The sequence below is a fragment of the Agromyces sp. MMS24-K17 genome (genome assembly GCF_043950245.1).
Taxonomy (GTDB): domain Bacteria; phylum Actinomycetota; class Actinomycetes; order Actinomycetales; family Microbacteriaceae; genus Agromyces.
Genome location: NZ_CP171640.1, coordinates 3,861,913 through 3,882,944, shown reverse-complemented (window position 1 = coordinate 3,882,944; position 21,032 = coordinate 3,861,913). Strand labels below are relative to the sequence as shown.

At 72.5% G+C, this 21,032-nt stretch carries 12 protein-coding genes; 3 read left to right on the top strand and 9 right to left on the bottom strand.

Annotated features, from left to right (window positions below; translation table 11 throughout):
* Positions 1-164: 164 nt before the first annotated feature.
* From xylA to ACGGZK_RS17725, 4 genes are all read right to left on the bottom strand, one after another.
* Entirely contained in the window at positions 165-1,358 is a 1,194-nt protein-coding gene (gene xylA / locus ACGGZK_RS17740; RefSeq protein ID WP_395243942.1) for a xylose isomerase, read from the bottom strand.
* A gap of 353 nt (positions 1,359-1,711) precedes the next feature.
* Entirely contained in the window at positions 1,712-4,279 is a 2,568-nt protein-coding gene (locus tag ACGGZK_RS17735; RefSeq protein WP_395243941.1) for a glycoside hydrolase family 3 C-terminal domain-containing protein, read from the bottom strand.
* Positions 4,279-6,654 (bottom strand): alpha-xylosidase, encoded by a 2,376-nt coding sequence (yicI, locus tag ACGGZK_RS17730; protein WP_395243940.1) that lies wholly within the window; start codon positions 6,652-6,654, stop codon positions 4,279-4,281. The genes ACGGZK_RS17735 and yicI overlap by 1 nt, the downstream gene beginning before the upstream one ends.
* The gene (locus ACGGZK_RS17725) at positions 6,651-8,732 is read right to left on the bottom strand and encodes a beta-galactosidase (protein WP_395243939.1); all 2,082 of its coding nucleotides are present in this window, start codon (positions 8,730-8,732) and stop codon (positions 6,651-6,653) included. The genes yicI and ACGGZK_RS17725 overlap by 4 nt, the downstream gene beginning before the upstream one ends.
* 63 nt (positions 8,733-8,795) lie before the next feature.
* On the opposite strand from ACGGZK_RS17725, the gene ACGGZK_RS17720 reads away from it, so the two are divergent.
* From ACGGZK_RS17720 to ACGGZK_RS17710, 3 genes are read left to right on the top strand one after another with little or no spacing between them, the layout of a single operon-like run.
* Entirely contained in the window at positions 8,796-11,189 is a 2,394-nt protein-coding gene (locus tag ACGGZK_RS17720) for a glycosyl hydrolase family 95 catalytic domain-containing protein (RefSeq protein WP_395243938.1), read from the top strand.
* Positions 11,186-12,172, top strand: a complete 987-nt coding sequence (locus ACGGZK_RS17715; protein ID WP_395243937.1) for a LacI family DNA-binding transcriptional regulator — start codon at positions 11,186-11,188, stop codon at positions 12,170-12,172. The genes ACGGZK_RS17720 and ACGGZK_RS17715 overlap by 4 nt, the downstream gene beginning before the upstream one ends.
* 7 nt (positions 12,173-12,179) lie before the next feature.
* Complete coding sequence (locus ACGGZK_RS17710) at positions 12,180-12,797, top strand: DUF624 domain-containing protein (RefSeq protein WP_395243936.1); 618 nt, start codon at positions 12,180-12,182, stop codon at positions 12,795-12,797.
* A gap of 286 nt (positions 12,798-13,083) precedes the next feature.
* Here the strand turns inward: ACGGZK_RS17710 and ACGGZK_RS17705 are convergent, their stop codons facing one another.
* The 5 genes from ACGGZK_RS17705 to ACGGZK_RS17685 form a co-directional block, all read right to left on the bottom strand.
* Positions 13,084-14,835, bottom strand: a complete 1,752-nt coding sequence (locus ACGGZK_RS17705) for an ABC transporter substrate-binding protein (protein WP_395243935.1) — start codon at positions 14,833-14,835, stop codon at positions 13,084-13,086.
* Between the two features lie 37 nt (positions 14,836-14,872).
* Entirely contained in the window at positions 14,873-15,835 is a 963-nt protein-coding gene (locus tag ACGGZK_RS17700; RefSeq protein WP_395243934.1) for a carbohydrate ABC transporter permease, read from the bottom strand.
* 8 nt (positions 15,836-15,843) lie between these two features.
* On the bottom strand, positions 15,844-16,833 hold the full coding sequence (locus ACGGZK_RS17695) for an ABC transporter permease (RefSeq protein WP_395243933.1): 990 nt from the start codon (positions 16,831-16,833) through the stop codon (positions 15,844-15,846).
* 229 nt (positions 16,834-17,062) lie between these two features.
* On the bottom strand, positions 17,063-18,538 hold the full coding sequence (locus ACGGZK_RS17690) for a family 43 glycosylhydrolase (protein WP_395243932.1): 1,476 nt from the start codon (positions 18,536-18,538) through the stop codon (positions 17,063-17,065).
* A complete protein-coding gene (locus tag ACGGZK_RS17685) occupies positions 18,535-21,027 on the bottom strand; it encodes a glycoside hydrolase family 3 protein (protein WP_395243931.1) in 2,493 nt (830 codons plus the stop codon). Before ACGGZK_RS17685 ends, ACGGZK_RS17690 begins: the two co-directional genes overlap by 4 nt.
* Positions 21,028-21,032 lie beyond the last annotated feature (5 nt).

The following is a 21,032-nucleotide window of genomic DNA, read 5'->3' as shown; positions in this document are numbered from 1 at the left end:
GCGCCACTTCGCGGGCCGTTGCGCCACGTGATGTGGCGCGGGGGGACCGGAAGTGGCGCAGGGGCGGGGTGAGTGTTGTGGTGTGGGATGCGTTCTCGGGGCTGCCGGGGACGCGGCTCGGCGCTGGCGCGCCTCACGCGCTGGGGCTACCGCCTTTCGCGCGGCTAGCGCCGCGCGCCGAGCAGGTGCTCGGTCGCGAGCTGCTGCAGGCGCACGAAGCCGCCGCCCTTGCCGCCCAGGTACGCGTCGGCGTCGAAGTCCTCGTACGCCGAGCGGTCGGCGAGGAAGTCGGCGTAGGTCTCGCCCGGGTTGAGCGTCGGGGTCTGCAGGTCGGGCACCTTGGCGGCGGCGAGCGCCTCCTGCACCTCGGGGTCGGCGCGGAACGCCGCGGCGCGCTCCTTGAGGAGGAGGTAGGTGCGCATGTTCGCGGCGGCCGACTCCCACACGCCCTTCTCGTCCTCGGTGCGCGACGGCTTGTAGTCGAAGTGGCGCGGGCCCTCGTAGGCCGGCACGCCGCCGGGGCCGCCGTTCTCGAGCAGGTCGACGAGCGCGAACGCGTTGTGCAGGTCGCCGTGGCCGAAGACGAGGTCCTGGTCGTACTTGATGCCGCGCTGGCCGTTGAGGTCGATGTGGAAGAGCTTGCCGTGGTACAGCGCCTGGGCGATGCCGGCGGCGAAGTTGAGGCCCGCCATCTGCTCGTGGCCGACCTCGGGGTTGAGGCCGACGAGCTCGGGGCGCTCGAGCGAGTCGATGAACGCGATCGCGTGGCCGAGGGTCGGGAGCAGGATGTCGCCGCGGGGCTCGTTCGGCTTCGGCTCGATGGCGAAGCGGATGTCGTAGCCCTTGTCGGTGACGTAGTCGCCGAGGAGGTTGACGGCCTCGCGGTAGCGCTCGAGCGCGGCGCGGATGTCCTTCGCCGAGTCGTACTCGGCGCCCTCGCGGCCGCCCCACATGACGAACGTCTTCGCGCCGAGCTCGGCGCCGAGGTCGAGCTGGCGGAACACCTTGCGGAGCGCGAACCGGCGCACGTCGCGGTCGTTGGCCGTGAAGCCGCCGTCCTTGAAGACGGGGGCCGAGAAGAGGTTGGTGGTGACCATCGGGATGATGAGGCCGGTGTCGGCGAGCGCGCCCTTGAGGCGGTCGATCTGCGTCTGGCGCTCGGCGTCGGTCGAGCCGAAGGCGAACAGGTCGTCGTCGTGGAACGTGAGGCCGTAGGCACCGAGCTCGGCGAGCTTCTCGACGGCGTGCACGACGTCGAGCGCGGGGCGGGTCGGGCCGCCGAACGGGTCGGTGCCGTTGTAGCCGACGGTCCAGAGGCCGAAGGAGAACTTGTCTTCGCGGGTGGGCGCGCTGGCCATGGGGAGATCCGCCTTTCAGCGTCATCGGTGATTTGTTGGCGTGTCCAACATAACCCCCGCCGGGGACACGCGCAACCTGCGGAGGATGTTTTGTTTCATCGCACGACAAAAGTCGTTGCGAAGCGCTTCGATTGGTGCGTAGAGTCCCCGACGTGCCCCGCGGGAACAGGGGTTCGCGACCGGGTGTCGTGGGCGGGGCCCGGTCGGCGCGCCGCGGTGGGGGCCGCGGCGCGCCGACGACCACCACCGGGCTCGCCCGGTCGCGGCTCGGCTCGTCCCGCGGGGCGAGCCGCGCGGCCGAGCCGAGCCGGGCGGGCGAGCCGAGCCGCGCGAACGAGCCGAGCCGAGCCGGCTCACTCCACCCGCAGCAGGCCTGACACGGGCAGGTCGTCCGACGACGGCCCGGCGGCGATGCGGTAGGCGCCCGGCTGCACGCGCAGTGCTCCCGCGTGCACCCAGTCGTCGGTGGCGCCGTCGAGGCGCACGTCGCCGTCCCACACGGCGAGCCGCTCGACGTCGAACCGCAGCGCGACCTCGCGCACCTCGCCCGGTTCCAGGCGCACGCGCGCGAACGCGACGAGCAGGCGGCGCGGCGTCGGCAGCCCGAGCCCCGGGTCGGGCAGCGCGTAGAGCTGCACGAGCTCCTCCGCGACCCGGTCGCCGGCGTTGCGGACGGTCACGACGGCGCGCACGCCGCCGGGCGCGGCATCCGCCCCCGCCTCGAGCGGCGCATGCCGGTGCGTGGGCGCGGGCGCCGGCACTGAGGCATCCGCCAGCGCCACGTTCTCATATGCGACGGTCGAGTACGTGAGCCCGTGCCCGAACGCGAACGCGGCGCGGCCCGGCCGGTGCCGGTAGGTCGCCTGCTGGCGCAGCGTGTCGTAGTCGAACAGGTCGCCAGGCTGCGCCGGGTCGGCCGGCCACGACTGGGCGAGACGGCCCTCGGGCTCGCGGTCGCCCGACAGCACGTCGACGAGCCCGTGCCCGAGCTCTTGGCCGCCGTGGCTGCTCCAGACGACGGTCGCGGCGTCGTCGGCGTCGCCGAGCACGTACGGGTAGCTCGACACGATCGCGAGCACGGCGTGCTCGGAGGCGCCGCGCGCGGCCAGCCATACGTCGACGGCGGCGTCGGGCAGCATGAGGTGCGGGCGGTCCTCGGTCTCACGGCCCGCGAGGTGCGGGTCGTTGCCGACCGCGACGATCACCGCGTCGGCGGCCGCGGCCGCGTCGGCGACGGCCGCGAGACCCCGCCGCACGATGCGCGCCTCGAACCGCTCGGCCTCGGCGACCGTGACCGCGTCGGCGACGAGCAGGCCCGCGTCGCGCACCACCCGCACCCAGCGGCCCGAGCCGCGGTGCAGCAGCGACCACGTGCCGTCGGCGTGCTCGTGCCGCAGGAAGCTCTCCTGCACGACCCAGCCGCCGACGCGCGTCGCGTCGGCCCGCATGGGCCAGGCGCCGCCGGTGAGCAGCCGGCCGCTCGCGTGCGAGCGGAGCGTCAGGATGCCGTCGCCCCAGTCGGTCACGTCGAATCGCGCGTCGGATGCCTCGCCGTCGCCGGATGCCTCGACCACGGCGCCCGAGGCATCCGAGACGACGTACCGGCCGTTGGACGCGGCGCGGAGCGCGACGGTGTCCGCGCCGGTGGCCACCTCGACGCGGGCGTCGGGGTAGCGCTCGGCCAGCGCGGCGGCGATGCCGACGGCGTACGGCGGCGTGCCCGAGTACCAGTCGGTGAGCACCGCGTCGGCCATCGGCCCGACGACCGCGATCGACGCGGGCGTGCGCAGCGGCAGGGTGCCGGCCTCGTTGCGGAGCACCACGACCGAGCGGCCGACGGCCTCCCGGGCGAGCTCGCGGGCGCCCGGGGCGTCGATCGCGTCGGCCGTGATCGTCGCGTACGGGTCGGCGTCGCCGTCGAACTCGCCGGTGCGCACCCGCAGCTCGAGCAGCCGCAGCACGGCCCGGTCGACGTCCGCCTCGATGAGGAGGCCGGCGTCGAGCGCGCCGCGGACGTTCCGGATCGTCGGCTCGGCGTTCGCGTCGTCGTCGGTGAACGAGTCGACGCCCGACCGCAGCAGCGCGGCGGCGGCGTGCACGGGGTCGGGCTGCGCCCGCTGGATCGTGACGAGGAACGTCGGCGCCCCGGCGTCGGACACGACCGCGAGCGAGCCGTCGGCCCAACTGCGCGCCTCGGCGACGAGCTCGGGCTGCGTGTGCGCGGGCACTCCGTTCACCCGGTTGTAGGCGAGCATGAGCCCGCCGGCGACGCCCGCCTCGAGCGGCTCGCGGAACGCGGGCAGCTCCTCCTCGTGGAGGGTGCGCAGCGACAGCTCCGACGACGTGGCCGAGCGATCGGTCTCGTTGTCGTACCCGAGGAAGTGCTTCAGCGCGGGCACGGTGCGCCAGACGCGCTCGTGGTCGCCGCGGAGCCCCCGGCAGTACCCCGTCGCGAGGTGCGCGGTGAGGTGCGGGTCCTCCGAGTAGCCCTCCTCGTTGCGCCCCCACGCGGGGTGCCGCAGCGTGTTCACGACCGGCGCCCACGCGTTCAGGCTGACGAGCGGATCGGCCGCCCGCTTCGCGCGCACCTCGGTCGACGCGACCTCGGCGACGCGGCGCAGCAGGTCGGCGTCCCAGGTCGCCGCGAGCCCGACCGGCTGCGGGAACACGGTCGCCGTGCCGAGCCACGCGACGCCGTGCAGCACCTCGCAGCCGGTGCGGAACTCGCCGATGCCGAGCCGCTCGATCGCGGGCGCCGCCTGGTGCAGCATCGCGATCCGCTCGTCGCGGGTGAGGCGGTCGAGCAGGTCGCGCGCCCGCTCCTCGAGCGGGCGCGTCACGTCGCGGAACGGCGGCACGGATGCCCCGGCCGAAGCCCCGGCCGAGCCGCTGGAGGCCGTCTCGACGATCGTCTCGCCCATCACGCCCCCTGCCCGACGAGGTCGCGGTCGCGGTCGTCGTCGAGGGCGAGCGACCCGAGGTCGAGGACGACCTCGCCCTGGCCGTCCGCCGTGACGACCTCCTCGCCGACTCGCAGCGCCCACGGGGCGCGCGCGTCGTCGCTCGACGCGACCACCCGTGCGCCGTCGCGCCGGACGCGGAACGTCGTCGCGGGGCCCTCGAGCCCGGGCACCGTCGTGACCTGGTCGTAGCCGTCGGGCAGCGCGAAGCAGCGGAGCGTCACCCCGTCGGCCCACTCGTAGTCGGGCCGGTCGTCGACTGCGCCCCACGGCAGCACGGTGCCGGGCCGCACCTGCAGCGGCACCGAGTCGTACCCGTGCCGTTCCGCGATCCAGCGGCGGCCCTCGACGGCCGAGCCGTCGATGAGCGAGGTCCACTCGCCCTCCGGCAGGTAGTACTCGACGCTGCCGTCGGCCGTGAACACGGGCGCGACGACCAGCGAGTCGCCGAGCGCGTACTGCGTGTCGCAGTCATGGGTGGCGCGGTCGTCGGGGAACTCCAGCACCATCGGCCGCATCATCGGGATGCCGGACGAGGCCGCCTCCTCCGCGATCCGGGCGAGGTACGGCATGAGCCGGAGCTTCAGCTTCGTGAAGCGGCGGGTCACGTCGACCGCCTCCTCGTCGAACGCCCACGGCACGCGGATCGTGTTCGACCCGTGCAGGCGCGAGTGCGACGACAGGAGCCCGAACGCGAGCCAGCGCTTGAAGAGCCCGGCGTCGGGCGTGCCCTCGAAGCCGCCGATGTCGTGGCTCCAGTAGCCGAAGCCGCTCATCGCGAGCGACAGCCCGCCGCGCAGCGTCTCGGCCATCGACAGGAACGTCGAGTCGTTGTCGCCGCCCCAGTGCACCGGGAACTGCTGCCCGCCGGCCGTCGCCGACCGGGCGAACACGACGGCCTCGCCGATCCCGCGGCGTCGCTCGATCGCCCGGTACACGATCTCGTTGTACAGCTGCGGGTAGTAGTTGTGCATGCGCTGCGGGTCGGAGCCGTCGTGCCACACCACGCCGTCGCCGGGGATGCGCTCGCCGAAGTCGGTCTTGAAGCTGTCGACGCCCTGGTCCATCAGGCGCTCGAGGTGCGCGACGTACCAGTCGGTCGCGGCCGGGTTGGTGAAGTCGACGAGCGCCATGCCCGCCTGCCAGAGGTCCCACTGCCACACGCCGCCGTCGCTGCGCTTCAGCAGGTAGCCGAGGGCGGATGCCTCGTCGAAGAGCTTCGAACGCTGGGCGATGTACGGGTTGATCCAGGCCGAGACCTTGAGGCCGCGCTCGTGCAGGCGCGCGATCTGGCCCTCGGGGTCGGGGAAGGTGCGCTCGTCCCACTCGAAGTCCGACCACTGGTACTCGCGCATCCAGAAGCAGTCGAAGTGGAAGACGCTGAGCGGGAGGTCGCGTTCGGCCATGCCGTCGACGAACTCGGTCACGGTCCGCTCGTCGTAGCTCGCGGTGAACGAGGTCGTGAGCCACAGCCCGAACGACCAGGCCGGCACGCGCGCGGGCCGCCCGGTGAGGGCGGTGTAGCGGCGCAGGACGTCCTTCGGCGTGGGACCGCCGATGAGGTAGTAGTCGAGCGTCTCGCCGGGAACCGAGAACTGCACGCGCGAGTTGACCTCGGAGCCGACCTCGAACGAGACGTGGTCGGGACTGTCGACGAGGACGCCGTAGCCCCGGTTGGTGACGTAGAACGGCACCGACTTGTAGGCCTGCTCGCTCGACGTGCCGCCGTCGGCGTTCCAGATGTCGACGGCCTGGCCGTTCTTCGTGAACGCGCCGAACCGCTCGCCGAACCCGTAGACCCGCTCGCCCGGCTCGATCGAGAGCTGCTGGTGCATCCAGGTCGCCCCGACCCCCGTGTCGGCGGTGCCGGCGACGCCGGGGAGTGCGCGGCCCGGGGCATCCGTCGCGGTGATGTGCCCGATCGACTTGGGCAGCGACGTGGTGAGCACCCGGTCGCCCTGCTCGAACGAGACGAGCCACGGGCCGGAGCGCGTGACGCGCACGCGCACGTCGCCGGTCTCGAGCACGCCCTCGCGCTCGTCGACCGTGACGCGGGGGCGGAAGCCCTCCTCGTGCCGGATCTCGAAGTCTGGCCCGCGGTGCACCCGGCCCGCGTGGTGCTGCACGCGCACCTTCACGACGCCCGACGCCGGCGACGAGAACGTGACGGTGATCATCGGCCGGTTCAGCGTGTCGCCGCGGTGGCGGATCGCGGCCGTCGGTGCGGAGACGGTCATCGTACCGGCCGCGGGGTCGACGCGGATGTCGTCGACCTCCACCGCGAACAGGGGGCTCCTACCGGGCCGCGTCAGCCAGTACCCATCGGTGAACTTCACTCGGATCGCCTTTCCATCAGCACGTGCACGTCTCCGGGGGCCACGGTCACCGAGCCCCCGCTCGTCTCATTCGTCAGCAGGTCGACCACGCCGGCCGGCACGGTGACCGTGACCGGTGCGTGGCCGTGGTTCAGGAGGAACAGCGCCGGCCCGCGCCGCACGGCCTCGAGGCCGTCGGGCAGGGCGTCGGCGGTGCCGAGCGCGCCGCGGACCCCGTCGTCGAGCGCCTCGCCGAGCACCGCCGACAGGAGCGCGTCGTCGACGACGGTGCCCAGGTACCAGGCCGCGCCGGTTCCGACGGCGTGGCGGGTGACGGCCGGTCGGCCCTCGAGCGGGCCGGCCGCGAAGGTCGCCCGCACCTCGGCGCCCTCGGCGCGCAGGCGTTCGGCGAGGATCGTCGCGACGTGCACGGTGGATGCCCCGCCGCCGGCCTCGCCGGTCGCGGCCGAGATGCCCGCCCCGCCCTCGCCCGCCTCGACGCGCAGCGGCGTCGGCTCGTCGGGCAGCCCGCCCCACTCCTCGCCGCTCACGCCGAGGAGGTCGCGCAGGAGCACGGGGGACCGGCCCTGGAGCAGGTGGCCGTTCGCGTCGGCGACGCCGCTGAACGGCCCGACCACGAGCTGCGCGCCGGCTTCGACGGCCGTGCGGAGCCCGGTCGCGGCATCCGGTTCGATCACGTAGCTGTGCGGCGCGAGCACGACGCGGTACGCCGAGAGGTCGGCGCCGGGCGCGACGACGTCGACGGCGACGCCGCGGCGCCAGAGCACGCGGTACCAGCGGCGCACCTGCTCGAGCGTGCGCAGTCGGTCGGTCGGGCCGGTCGGGTCCTCGCCCGCCCACCAGCTCGTCCAGTCGAACAGCACGGCGACTTCGGCGGGCACGGTCGTGCCGACTACGGGGCGGAGCGCCCGCAGGTCGGCGCCCTGGCGCACCACGCCCGCGAAGACGTCGGTGTCGGCGCCCGCGTTCGGCAGCATCGCGGAGTGGAACCGTTCGGCGCCGGCGCGGGACTGCCGCCACTGGAAGAAGCAGATGCCGTCGGCGCCGCGGGCGACCGCCTGCAGGGAGTCGAGGCGCGCCCGCGCCGGGGTCTTCGGCAGGTTGTGCGCGCGCCAGGAGGTCGCGCTGACCGCCTGCTCCATGAGCAGCCACGGCCGGCCGTCGCCGAGGGAGCGCATCAGGTCCTGCACGAGCGCGATGTCGGCGGGGGAGTGCGGGTCGGCGGGGTCGGGGTACTGGTCGTCGGCGATCACGTCGAGCTCGGCGGCCCACGACTGCGCGTCGACGTGGGCGAAGAATCCCATGAGGTTCGTCGTGACCGGCTGGGTGGCGCCGGCGTCGCGGATCGCGTCGCGGAGCTCGGTGTAGCACCGGAGCAGCTGGTCGGAGCTGAACCGGCGGAAGTCGAGGGACTGCGTCGGATTCACGACGTACGGCATGCGCCGGGGCGGCAGGATCTCGTCGAACCCGTCGTACCGCTGCGACCAGAAGGTCGTCGCCCACGCCTCGTTCAGCGCGTCGATCGTGCCGTACCGCTCGGCGAGCCAGCGGCGGAACTCGCGGGCCGCCTCGTCGCCGAAGTCGACCTGGCCGAATTCGTTGCCGACGTGCCACATGCGCACCGCGGGGTGCCCGGCGTAGCGCGCGGCGAGATCGCGCGTGATGGCGCGGGCGTGCTCGCGGTACACGGTCGAGGACGGCGAGAACTGGTTCCGCGAGCCGGCGACGAGCCGGACGCCGTCGGCGTCGACGGGGAGGATCTCGGGGTGCCGGACGCCGAGCCACGGCGGCGGCGAGGCGGTGGGGGTCGCGAGGTCGACGGCGATGCCGGCGCCGTGCAGCAGGTCGAGCACCTCGTCGAGCCAGCCGAACTCGCGTGCGCCCGGTCGGGGCTCGATCATGGCCCAGCTGAACACGCCGACCGTGACGAGGGTGACGCCGGCTCGCTGCATGAGCTCGACGTCCTCGCGCCAGGTCTCGCGCGGCCACTGCTCGGGGTTGTAGTCGCCCCCGAAGAGGATGCCGCGCTCGGCGGTCAGTTCGTCGAACGCACGTCGTCGGACGGTCGGGGATGACATGGATGGGAGCCTCACTGCTGCAACTGTCGAAGCGCTTCAACAGTGGAACCTATACTACCCAACGTGACGTTGTCCACGCAGGTCCTCGAAGCGCTTCACCGGGTGCGCTCCACGCACCCGGTCGAGCGCTGGACCGACGCCTTCCCGGTCGGCAACGGTCGGCGCGCCGCCATGTGCGGCGGCCGCCCCGGCGGCGAACGGCTCTGGCTCAACGACCTCCTCGCCTGGTCTGGCACGGCCGACGCCGATCCGCTCGACGGCGTCGTCGATCGCGGGGCCACGGCGATCGAGGCGGTCCGCGCGGCCATCGGGGCGGATGACCCCGGCGAGGCCGAGCGGCTCCTGCGGCGCCAGCAGTCCCGCTGGGCGCAGGCGTACCTCCCGCTCGGATGGCTCGACGTCGAGGTGGTCGACCCGGCTGCGTCCGGTGCGGGCGCGCGCGACGGCGACGGCGACGGCGGGGCATCCGACGCGGTCCGACGCGAACTCGACCTCACGACCGGGGTCGCGAGCCTCGAGTACGCCCTCGCCGGCGGCCGGGTCCGCCACGAGACATGGGCCGACCGCGTCACCGGCGCGATCGCGCACCGGATCGTCGCCGACGCCCCCGTGCGGGTGCGCATCCGGCTCGGCAGCCTGCTGCGGCAGCGCCGCGAGCCCGCCCTGACGGCCGACGGCGACCTCGCCGCCGACTGGTGGCTGCCCGTCGACGTCGCGCCCGGGCACGAGCACCCGCCGGAACCCGTGCGGTACGACACCGAACGCGGGGGCACGGGAACCGTGACCGTGGCGGCGTCCGTGCCGCTCGAGGCATCCGGCGACGCCTTCCTGACCGCGCCCCTCACCGAGCTGCTCCTCCAGCTCGGCACCGACGTCGCGCCCGCGGTCGCCGGGGCGGATGCCTCGCCGGCCCGCCTCGACCGCGACGCCGACGCCGAGCGGCTCCTCGCCGCGCACGGGCGGGCGCATCGCGACCAGTACCTGCGATGCACGCTCGAGCTCGCATCCGCGCCGGGCGCCGGCGGCCTCGACACCGTCGAGCGCGTCCTCCGCGCGCAGGAGCGCCCCGACCCCGGGCTCGCCGCCCTCGCCTTCCACTACGGCCGCTACCTGCTCATGGCGTCGTCGCAGCCCAGCGGCCTGCCGCTCACCCTCCAGGGCATCTGGAACGCCGAGCTGCCCGGCCCGTGGTCGAGCGCGTACACGACGAACATCAACCTGCAGATGGCGTACTGGCCCGCCGAGGTCACCGGCCTGCCCGAGTGCCACGAGCCGCTGCAGCGCTTCGTCGAGCGCGTCGCGTCGACGACCGGGCCGGCCGTCGCCCGCGACCTGCACGGCGCCGACGGCTGGGCCCTGCACCACAACTCCGACGCCTGGGGGCACGCCGCCCCCGTCGGCGCCGGCCACGGCGACCCCGCCTGGGCGTTCTGGCCCATGGGCGGCGCGTGGCTGGCGCTGCACGCGTGGGAGCGGTTCGCCTTCGGCGGCGATGCCGCCGAGCTCGAGGCATCCTGGCCCGCCCTGCTCGGCGCCGCACGGTTCGCGCGCTCGTGGATCCGGACCGACGGCGAGCGCGCCTGGACCAGCCCGTCGACCTCGCCCGAGAACCGCTTCCTCGACGCGGCGGGCGAGCCGCGAGCCGTCGACGTGTCGTCGACCATGGACGTCGCCCTGCTGCGCGAGCTCGCCGCCGTGTGCACCGAGGCGCGCGCGGTGCTGCGCCGCGACCGCGATCCCGACGCCGACGTCGTCGACGAGCTCGTCGAACTCGTCGCCCGGCTACCGGACCCGCGCGTCACCCCGCAGGGTGCGCTCGCCGAATGGAGCCGCGACCTGCCCGACGCCGAGCCCGAGCATCGGCACCTGTCGCACCTCGCCGGCCTCTTCCCGTTCGCCCGCATCACGCCGGAGGGTACGCCCGACCTCGCCCGCGCGGCCGCCGAGTCGATCCGGGGGCGCGGGCCGGAGTCGACCGGGTGGGCGCTCGCGTGGCGCGCCGCCATGCACGCCCGGCTGGGCGACGGCGCGGCCGTGCAGCGGCAGGTCGCGCTCGCGCTCCGGCCGGCGGCCGACACCGGCGGCGAGCACCGCGGCGGCGTCTACGCGAACCTCTTCAGCGCCCACCCGCCGTTCCAGGTCGACGGCAACCTCGGCCTGACCGCGGCGATCGCCGAGGCGCTCGTGCAGTCGCACGGCGGGGGCATCCGACTCCTGCCCGCCCTCCCGCCCGAGTGGCGCAGCGGCCGCGTACGCGGGCTGCGGGCCCGAGGGGGCAGTACGGTGGACCTGCACTGGGCGGACGGGCGGCTCGTCGGCGCGACGTTGCGTGCGGCGCATCCGATCGCCGTCGAGGTGACGGGCCCGGGGCTCGGCTCGCGCGTCGTCGACCTGCGGCCCGGCACTCCCGTCCACCTCCAACCCGATCTCCACCTCGAACCGAAGGGGATGCAGTGACGACCATCGCGGATGTCGCGCGCGAGGCGGGCGTGTCGATCTCGACCGTCTCGTACGTCATGAGCGGCAAGCGCACGATCTCGCAGGAGACCCGCGACCGCGTCGAGCAGGCGATGGCGCGGCTCGACTACAGCCCGCACGCCGGCGCCCGGTCGCTCGCATCGCGCTCGACGCAGGTGATCGGGCTCCAGGCGCCGCTCCGCGCCGGCGTCGACGTGCACGTGGTCATGCAGATCGTCGCGGGCGTCGTCCGCGAGGCTCGACTCCACGAGTACGACGTGCTGCTGCTCACCAGCGACGACGCGAGCGGGCTCGAGCGGGCGGCGCGCGCCTCGAAGGTCGACGCGCTGCTCATGATGGACGTCGAATCGGATGACCCGCGCATCGCGACCCTGTCCGCGCTGAGCGCGCCGAGCGTGCTCATCGGGCTCCCGACCGGCGCCGACGACCTCACCTGCGTCGACTTCGACTTCCAGGCGGCCGGCGCGCTCGCCGTCGAGCGGCTCGCCGCGCGCGGCCACCGGCGCATCGCGCTGATCGGCTCGCCGCCCGAGGTCGTCAGCCGGCACACCTCCTACGCGGACCGGCTCGCGCGCGGCTTCCTCGACGCGTGCGCCGCGCGCGGCATCGAGGGCACCGTGCACCCGTGCCCCAGCACCGCCGAGGCGACGGCCGTCGTCGACGAGATCGTGGCGGCCGACCCCCACGTCACCGGCGTGTTCGTCCACAACGAGGGCGCCCTCCCGCACGTCTCCGCCCGGCTCGCGCGCTTCGCCGCCCGCGGCGAGGGCCCGTCCGACGTCATCGCGCTCTGCCCGATCGACGTCGCCAGGGCCGTGCACGGGCTCACCGAGGCCATCGACCTGCCCGCCGAGGAGCTCGGCTCGACCGCCGCGCGCGTGCTCAACGAGATCCTCACCGGCGACCGGCCCGAACGCGTGCACCTGCTCGCGCCCCGCGTCGTCCCGATCGACGAACCCTGAGGACCCCATGCGGATCGACCCGGAGAACAAGACCGTCCACGGCCTCTCCACGTTCCTCGCCTTCGTCGCGCTGAACGTGCTGTACCTCGTGAGCTGCCTGCCCGTCATCACGATCGGCGCGGCCACGAGCGCGCTCGACGAGGTGACGATCCGGTACTCCGACGAGGAGGGCGGCCGTCCCGTCGCCGACTTCCTCCCCGCGCTCTGGCGCAACCTCGGGCGCGCGACGCTGCTCATGCTCGCCACGCTCGTCCCGGCGGTGGCGCTGGCGTTCAGCGGCGTGTTCTGGCTGGGGCATCCGGAGCCGCTGCTCACGGGCCTGGCCGTCGTGGCGTTCGTCGCGGCGGTGTACCTCTTCGCGGCGTTCCTGCACGCGATGGCGCTCGTCGCGGTCTACCGCAACACGTTCCGGCAGACGCTCCGGAACGCGCTCCTGCTGCCGGCCGCGCAACCGGTCCGCACGACCGGCATCGTGCTCATCCCGGTCACGCTCGGAGCGCTCATGGTGGTCTTCCCGCCCTTCGGGATCATCGTCGCCACCATCGGCTGCTCGGTCGGGGCGTACGCGAGCGCGTTCCTGTTCCGGTCGGTGTACTCGCGCATCTCGGGAAACGCCGAGGCCTGACGGTCGCGGGTCGCGGGTCGCGGGTCGCGAGTCGCTGGTTGCCCGGTCGCAAGCCTCGTCGGATCGTCCGCGCGAGCCCTGCCCCGAGGCATCCGTTTCCGCACTGTCGTGGCGCGAGGTGCGTGCAGCGCAGCACTGGCCGTGGTCGGCCTGAGCGTCGATCCGCGCGACATCACGCGACGGCACGACGCGGCGCGAAGCGGCGGCGCCGCCGCCGCGCCGCCGCCCCCGCACGCGAAACGGGGCCCGAGGCGAATGCCCCGGGCCCCGTTCAGCGGGTTGCGGATCAGTCGGCGAACGCCTTCGTGACCGCTTCGCGCTGGGCGTTCTGGTCCTTGGCGTTGGCCAGGTCGAACTCGAGCACGTCGTCGTAGCCGAGGCCCTTCGCCTGGTCCTGGAGCTCGGCGAGGAGCGAGTCGAACTTCGCGTCGTTCTCGGCGAAGACCATCTGCCACGAGTACTGCACGATGACGGCCTTGACCTGGTTGCGCAGCGTCTCGATCTCCGAGCTGTCGGCCGGAGCGGCGTAGCTGGCGCCCGGGGCGACGAGGAGCTGGTCGTTCGCCTCCAGGTACTCGATCGTCGACGTCGCGCCGTCGGTCTTCGACTGCCAGTCCTCGCTGAGCGGGGTCTGGACGAGCGCCTGGTACGACGGCCAGAACTTGTAGCTGTACGGGAAGCCGGTGTTCGGGTCGATGTCGATCGGCAGCACGGCGCTGATGTTCAGCGTCGAGGTGCCGTCGATGTAGCTGCCGCCGCCCCACTCGGCCGGCACCTCGGCGTCACCCTCGAGGAAGACCTGCTCACCGAACTCGGTGAGGGCCGGCTCGTCGCCCTGCATCTCCCACGTGAGGCCCTCGGGGCCCGCGGCGCCCTGGGTCTGGCTGTTGTTGGCGAGGGCGCCCTCGGGCGAGTAGAGCCAGTCGATGAACGCCGCGATGCGCTCGGGGTCCTCGGCCTTGGAGCCGATGGCGAAGACCTGCTTGCCGCCGTACGCCTCGGCGCCGTACGAGAAGATCGTCTGGTCGGCGATGGGGGCGAGCATGAAGCCCTTGCCCGCCGCGGTGTTCTCCGCGGTGTTGTACGCCGACTGGGCGAGCCACGGCCAGAACCCGTAGAGCACCTGGCCGTTCTGGTACTTCGTGAACAGCGTGTCGTAGTTCTGCGTGGTCGAGTCGGGGTCGACGAGGCCCAGCTGGTTCGCGTCGTAGAAGAACTTCAGCGTGCGCAGGTACTGGCCGTCGTCGTCGAGGATGCCCTGGTAGTCCGAGCCGTCCGCCTTCGCGAGCACGAAGCCGAGCTCGTCGTAGCCGTAGTACGTCGTCGGCTGCTTGGCGTTGTTCATCATGTTGCCGTCCCAGTCCTTGAACAGGGAGATGCCGTAGGTCTTCTGCCCGTTCGGCGCGGTCGGCTCGAGCTCCTGCATCTTCTTGAGCGCCGGCAGGAGGTCTTCGAGGGTGTCGAGCTCCGGGTAGCCGGCCGCCCCGTAGAGGTCCCAGCGCACGTAGGCGCCGAAGGTCGGGTCGAGGCCCTCGGAGGGGTCGGTGGGCTTGAGGGACGAGACGGAGCTCGGGAAGCCGTAGATGCCGTCCTTGCCGTCGTTCAGGTGGTCGAGCGCCTGGTCGAAGCGTGCGACGTTCTTCATCGCCGGCTCGTAGTCCGCCGCGTCGATCACGAGGCCGCCCGCGATGAGCTCGTCGAGCTTCTCGCCCTTGTCGGTGATGATGAGGTCGCCCAGGTCGCCCGCGGTCACGCGGGTGTTGTAGAGCGTGTCGCCGCCGCCCGCGACGTTCGGGGCGATGATGTTCAACTTCATGTTGAACTTGTCCTTGACGACCTTGGCGAACCAGCCCTCCTGGACGCCCATGTAGTTGGCGAGGCCGTCGAAGACGTCGATCGTGATCTCCTCGTCCCACGACGACGGGAACTCGGAGATCGGCCCCGAGGCGGTGTCGCCGGAACCGGCCGTGCAGGACGTCAGCAGTCCCGCGAGGGTGAGGGCGGACACCACGAGGGCCGCCTTCTTGTTCAGCTTCATTGCTTTCCTTTCTGGAGTGCTCGGGGGAGTGGTGCGGTCAGCCCTTGACCGCGCCGAGCATGATGCCCTTCACGAAGAAGCGCTGGAACAGGGGGTAGACGAGGATGATCGGCAGCACGACGATGACCGAGATCGTCATGCGGATGGAGGTCGGCGTCTGGGTCGTCGCGACGTCGGCGAGCGCACCGATGTTGCCGCCCGAGTTCGCCATCGCCTGGGCCAGGCTGTTCGCCTGGTTCAGGAACATGTAGAGCAGGTACTGGAGCGTGTACAGGCTCTGGTCGGTGATGTAGATCAGGGTGTCCTGGAAGCTGTTCCACTGCGCGACGGCCGCGAAGATCGCGACGGTCGCGAGGATCGGCGTCATGTTCGGCAGGTAGATCTTGAAGAAGATCTGCACGATGTTCGCGCCGTCGACCTCGGCGGCCTCCTGGAGCGACGCGGGCATCGCCTCGACGTAGGTCTTCACGAGGATGATGAAGAACGGCTGCACGACGAACGGGAGGATGTAGACCCAGAAGTTGTTCGTCAGGCCGAGGTTCTTCATGATGATGAACACCGGGATCAGGCCCGCGCTGAAGTACATCGTGATGATCGTGAAGCGGTACCAGAACTGCCGGCCCCACATGCGCTCCTGCGTGAACATGAACCCGAGGAACGCCGACGCGAGCACGGTGAACGCGGTGCCGAGCACGGTGCGCGTGAGGCTCACCGCGGCGGCGAGCGGCAGGCCGCCGATCTGGAACACCTGGGTGTAGTTCGAGAGGTGGAAGCCCTCGGGGAACCAGCGCACCTCGCCGAGCGCGGCGAGGTCGTTCGCGCTGACCGAGTTGATGATCAGGTAGTAGAAGGGGTACGCGCAGATGAAGACGAGCGCGATGAACACGGCGTAGTTCAGGATCGCGAAGGCGACGCCGCCGGCGGTGCGGCGCTGCGGCGGCCTCGGGGCGGGACCTCCGGCGACGATGGCTTCGGTCTCGGTGGCGGTCATGGAGGACATCCCTGCTCCTAGACGATCGACTGGCCGCGGACGCGCTTGGCGATCGCGTTGACGGTGAACAGGAGGATGACCGAGATGATGCTCTTGAGCATCCCGATCGCGGTGGCCATCGACAGGTTGTTGCCGGTCATGCCGATGTTGTAGACGTACAGGTCGAGGACCTGGATGTACTCCTTGTTGAAGGCGTTCTGGAACACGTAGTACTGCTCCATGCCGTTGTTCAGGAGGTTGGCGACCGACAGCAGCAGCAGCACGAGGTAGGTCGGCATGAGCTGCGGAACCGTGATGTACCACATCTTCTGGAACCGGCCCGCGCCGTCGATGTCGGCCGACTCGTAGAGCGACTGGTCGATGCCGGAGATCGCGGCGAGGTAGATGATCGCGCCCCAGCCGAGCCCCTTCCAGATGCTCCACAGCGTCATCGTCAGCCAGACGTTCTCGCTCGTGTCGAGGAACTTCACCGGCACGGTGATGAGCCCCGCGTCGGTGAGGATGCCGTTGACGAGGCCGGTGCTCGAGAACAGCGAGAACGCGATCATGTAGACGAGCACCCAGGAGATGAAGTTGGGCAGCGTCGTCAGGGTCTGGACCGCGCTGCGGAACCACGGCACCCGCACCTCGTTGAGGAAGATCGCGAACACGAGCGGCAGGATCGAGGTCGCGATGCCGAGGAAGCTGATCGCGAGCGTGTTGAGCAGGACCTGCCCGATCTGCGCCATCTGGGTCGGCGAGCTCACGAGCATCTCGAACCACTGGAGGCCGACGAACTCGCTGCCCTCGAGCCCGAGCGCCGGCTTGAAGTCGTAGAGCGAGTAGATCCAGCCGTACAGCGGGAAGTACGAGAAGAGGAAGACGAGCACGATGAACGGGACGATGCAGAGGAACATCCCGAAGGACTTCCGCCCGCCCGCGTGCTTGCGCTGCTTGCGCTCGTCCTGCTCGGTGGTCTCGCCGACCTCGGTCACCGCGGCTTCGCGCAGGATGACCTGGCTGGTCACGACGTCGTCCGTTCGGCCCGCGCGGGGCGGGCGGTCCGGTGCTGGTTCATGTCACTCCTTTGTGGGATCGAAGCGCTTCGAGATCATCGGTTCCCGGTGATTGTTGAAGCGCTTCGACAGTGAAGATAACCGGCCGGGAGGCATCCCGTCAAACATCCGATGTCACGCTCGGGTAACGATGGGAGCGCTCTCACGCTACCTCGGGGCGGGAAGCCGCCCGAATCGGCCGTCAGGCCTCGACGATCGCGACGCGGCGCACGAGCGCGCGGCCGCGTTCGACGCGCACGCCGACCACGCGCCCGGTGAACCCGGCCGCGACCTCCGTCGAGAGGTAGCGGCCGTCGACGATGCCGAGGCGTCGGCCGTCGGCCGAGAGCACGAGGTCGTCCGGTCCGCCGGTCGACGACGGAACGGACGCGATCTCGAGGTGGTGCACGGATGCCCCGGCCCCGACGGGCCCGTCGGATGCCCCGTCGCCCACGTCGATCACGTGCCCGCCGACCGTCCAGACGGCGCTCGCCCGGCCGCCCGCAAGGCGGACGCCGGCGCGATGCCGCTCGTCGAGCCGCACCTCGGCGTGGACCACGGAGCCCGGGTCGATGTCGAGCTCGATCGACGCCGTCCAGTGCTCCGACTGCAGCCGCGCGTAGACGCCGGAGCCGTCGCCCGTGCCGTCGACCTCGAGTCCGTCGGGCACGAGCCGGGCGAACTCCTCGATCCGGCGACGAGGTGAGACCCATCGCGGGTGCAGTGCCTCGAAGCGGTCGTCGACGTCCCAGGCGCGTTCGGGCAGCGTCGCCTCGGACGCCGTGAACACGGGCCATCCGTCGACCCAGTCGACCTCGGCGACGAAGGTCTCGCGGCCGTTCACGTGGTACCCCGGCGTCATGCCGCGCGGCCGCACGCCGAGGTGCACGGCGGCCCACGAGCCATCCGGTCGCTCGACGAGGTCGGCGTGCCCGAGGTTCTGCACCGGATGCTCCGTGCTGCGGTGCGTGTACGCGGGGTTGTGCGGCGCGTTCTCGAACGGCCCGCGCGGGTCGCGCGACCGGGCGACGCTGACGACGTGTCCGCGCTCGGTACCGCCCTCGGCGGCGACGAGCACCCACCAGCCGTCGTGCCGGACGAGGTGCGGGCCCTCGGTGTGGCCGAGGCCGGTGCCCGTCCACACCTTGCGGGGCGCTTCGAGCACCCGTCCGGTGTCGGGGTCGATCGCGGCCTGCCACGCCGCCGACGCGCCGTCGGTCCACGAGCAGTAGGTGACGAGGCATTCGCCGTCGTCGGTCCACGCGAGGTCGGGGTCGATGCCCCGCAGCTCCGGCAGCTCGATCGCATCCGACCACGGGCCCTCGATCGCGGGCGCCGAGAAGAGCCGGTGCCCGCCGTGCTCGTCCGTCACGTCGGACGTGATGAGCCAGAAGCGGCCGTCGTGGTGCCGGAGCGTCGGCGCGTAGATGCCGCCGCTGTCGCCCGCACGGGCCGCCGGGAACTGCGCGTCGCGGGTGAGCACGTTGCCGACCTGCGTCCAGTGCACGAGGTCGCGCGAGTGCCAGATCGGCACGCCCGGCACGTACTCGAACGACGAGTTCACGAGGTAGTAGTCGTCGCCGACCCGGCAGACGCTCGGATCGGGATGGAACCCGGGGATGACGGGGACGGTCGCGGCGGTCGGCGAGCCGGCAGTGGTCGCTTCCGCCGCGCTCATCGGGTCGCCCCGATCCGCCGCTCGACGACCGGCGCGAGTGCGAGCGCGAGCCCGAGCACGTTGCGGGCACCGCGCTGCAGCTCGGCGAGCGTGATCCCGTCGGGTCGGGCGAGCGAGTCGAGGATCGTGTCGTCCGCGACCGCCTGCGGACCCTGGTCGGTCTTCACGCCGCCGGGCATGAGCACGTCGACCTGCGCGCGCACGCGGTAGGCGTTGTCGTCGAGCGCGGGGAAGTCGGGATCGGTCGCCGATTCCATCCACCAGTCGGTGATGACGCACCCGCGGTAGCCCCACTCCTCGCGGAGCACCGTCGTGACGAGGTCGTGGTGGTAGTGCGCCCAGACGCCGTTCACCTTGTTGTACGAGGTCATGAGCGCGAGCGGTGCGGCGTCGCGGACGCAGTGCTCGAAGCCGCGGAGGTAGAGCTCGCGCAGCGCCCGTTCCGAGACGCGCGAGTCGTTGCGCGTGCGCGAGGCCTCCTGGTTGTTGGCCGCGAAGTGCTTCGGGCAGGCGGCCACGCCCCGCGACTGGATGCCTCGCACCACGGCGGTCGCCATCCGGCCGGTGACGAGCGGGTCCTCCGAGAAGTACTCGAAGTTGCGTCCGCACAGCGGATCGCGGTGGAGGTTCATGCCGGGGCTGAGGAGCACATCGGAGCCCTTGCGCACCAGCTCCTGCCCGTGCGCCGCGGCGAGGTCGCGCACGAGCGCCGGGTCCCACGTCGAGGCGAGCGCGGTGCCGGAGGGCAGCAGCGACGCGTAGGCCGCCAGCCGGATGCCGCTCGGTCCGTCGGTCGTGGTGATCGGCGGCACGCCCTTCTCGCGGAGCGACGCGGCGACGCCGCCGAGCACGCCCGCGTTGCCGGGCGTGCCGAGCGCGCTGTTCATGGTGAGGTCGCCGCGCGCGAGCAGCGCGAGCTCCTCGGGCGACAGTTGGGCGAGGAAGTCGTCGAGCGTCGCGGTACCGCGTCGCACGGCGTCGAGCCGGATGCCCCGGTCGCCCGTGGGCGGGACCTCGACGGGCAGCTGCGCGAGGATCCGCTCGCGCCGGGAGACCGTCGCGGTCGGGGCATCCTCCCACGCCACGCGCGCGCTCCCGTCGGCGTCACGCGCGAGGGCCATCCGTCGGAAGGGCGTCGCCGGGTCGACCGCGGCGGCCTCGGCGACGCGGCGCACGACGCGGAGTGCGTCGACGGTGACGGATGCCTCGTGCCGGGCGCTTCGCACATCGGCGCCGACGAAGAACCGGAACTCGCCGGGCTCGAGCACCCAGGCGCCGCGTTGCCCGGTCGCCCCGGAGTCGTCGAAGGACGCGAGGTCGTCGAGGGCGATCTCGATGACGACGCGCTCGCGACCACCGGGCGCGAGCAGGCCGGTCTTCCGGTAGGCCGCGAGCACGCGTGCCGGCTGCGAGAGCGCGCCGTCGGGCGAGGAGGCGTAGACCTGCACGGTCTGCCGGCCGGCGTGCACGCCGCCGGTGTTCACGACGTCGACGACGAACCGCACGCGGCCGCCGTCGCCGACCGTGGTCGTGGTCGCGGCGACCGTCACGTCGAGCGTCGCGTAGTCGAGTCCGAACCCGAACGGGAAGACGACCCGGTCGCGCGCGAACGTCTCGAAGTACCGGTAGCCGACGAAGACGTCCTCGGCGTAGACGCTGACCTCGGGGTCGCCGAAGTTGCCCGCGCTCGGATAGTCGTCGTACGAGCGCGCGAGCGTCGAGGTGAGGCGCCCGCTCGGCGGGATCTCGCCGGCGAGCACGGCCGCGACCGCCCGGCCGCCCTCCATGCCGCCCTGCCAGGCGGCGAGGAGCCCGCCGATCCGGTCGCCGTAGCGGTCGAGCCATCCGAGGTCGATGGCGTTGCCGGTGTCGAGCACGACGACCGTGCGGGCGAAGGCGGCCGTGACCCGGTCGAGCATCGCCAGCTCGCCGTCGGTCAGGTACCAGCTGCCCGGTTCGAGCACGCTGTCGCGGGCCTCGCCCGCGGCGCGGCCGATGACGACGAGCGCCGTGTCGGAGCGGGATGCCGCGGCCTCCACCAGCTCGTCGTCGAGCGGCATCTCGGGGAAGTGGTGCGGCCAGCGACCCCAGGTCGCGTCGAACGGCGGGCGGTTCGCCGTCGTCCACCTCGTGTAGGCGGCGGCGAGGCCCTCGTCGACCGCGACGCCGGCGTCGCGGAGGCCGGCGAGCAGGTTCCACGAGTACGGCACCTTGACGTCGCCGCCCGAGCCGTAGCCGACCGCGAACCAGTCGAGCTGGGTGCGACCGAACACGGCGATAGGCCGCTCGGTGCCGAAGGGCAGCACCGAGCCGTCGTTGCGCAGCAGCACCACCCCGTCGGCGGCGGCCTGTCGGGCGAGTGCGGCCAGGTGCGGGTCGAGCTCGGGGTCGGTGTTCTCGAGCACCGTCGAGATCTGCGCGACCGATTCGACGGGGATGAGCGAGTGCGAACGGTCGCCGGACTCGACGGCGGCGGGCGTGGGCGGCATGACGG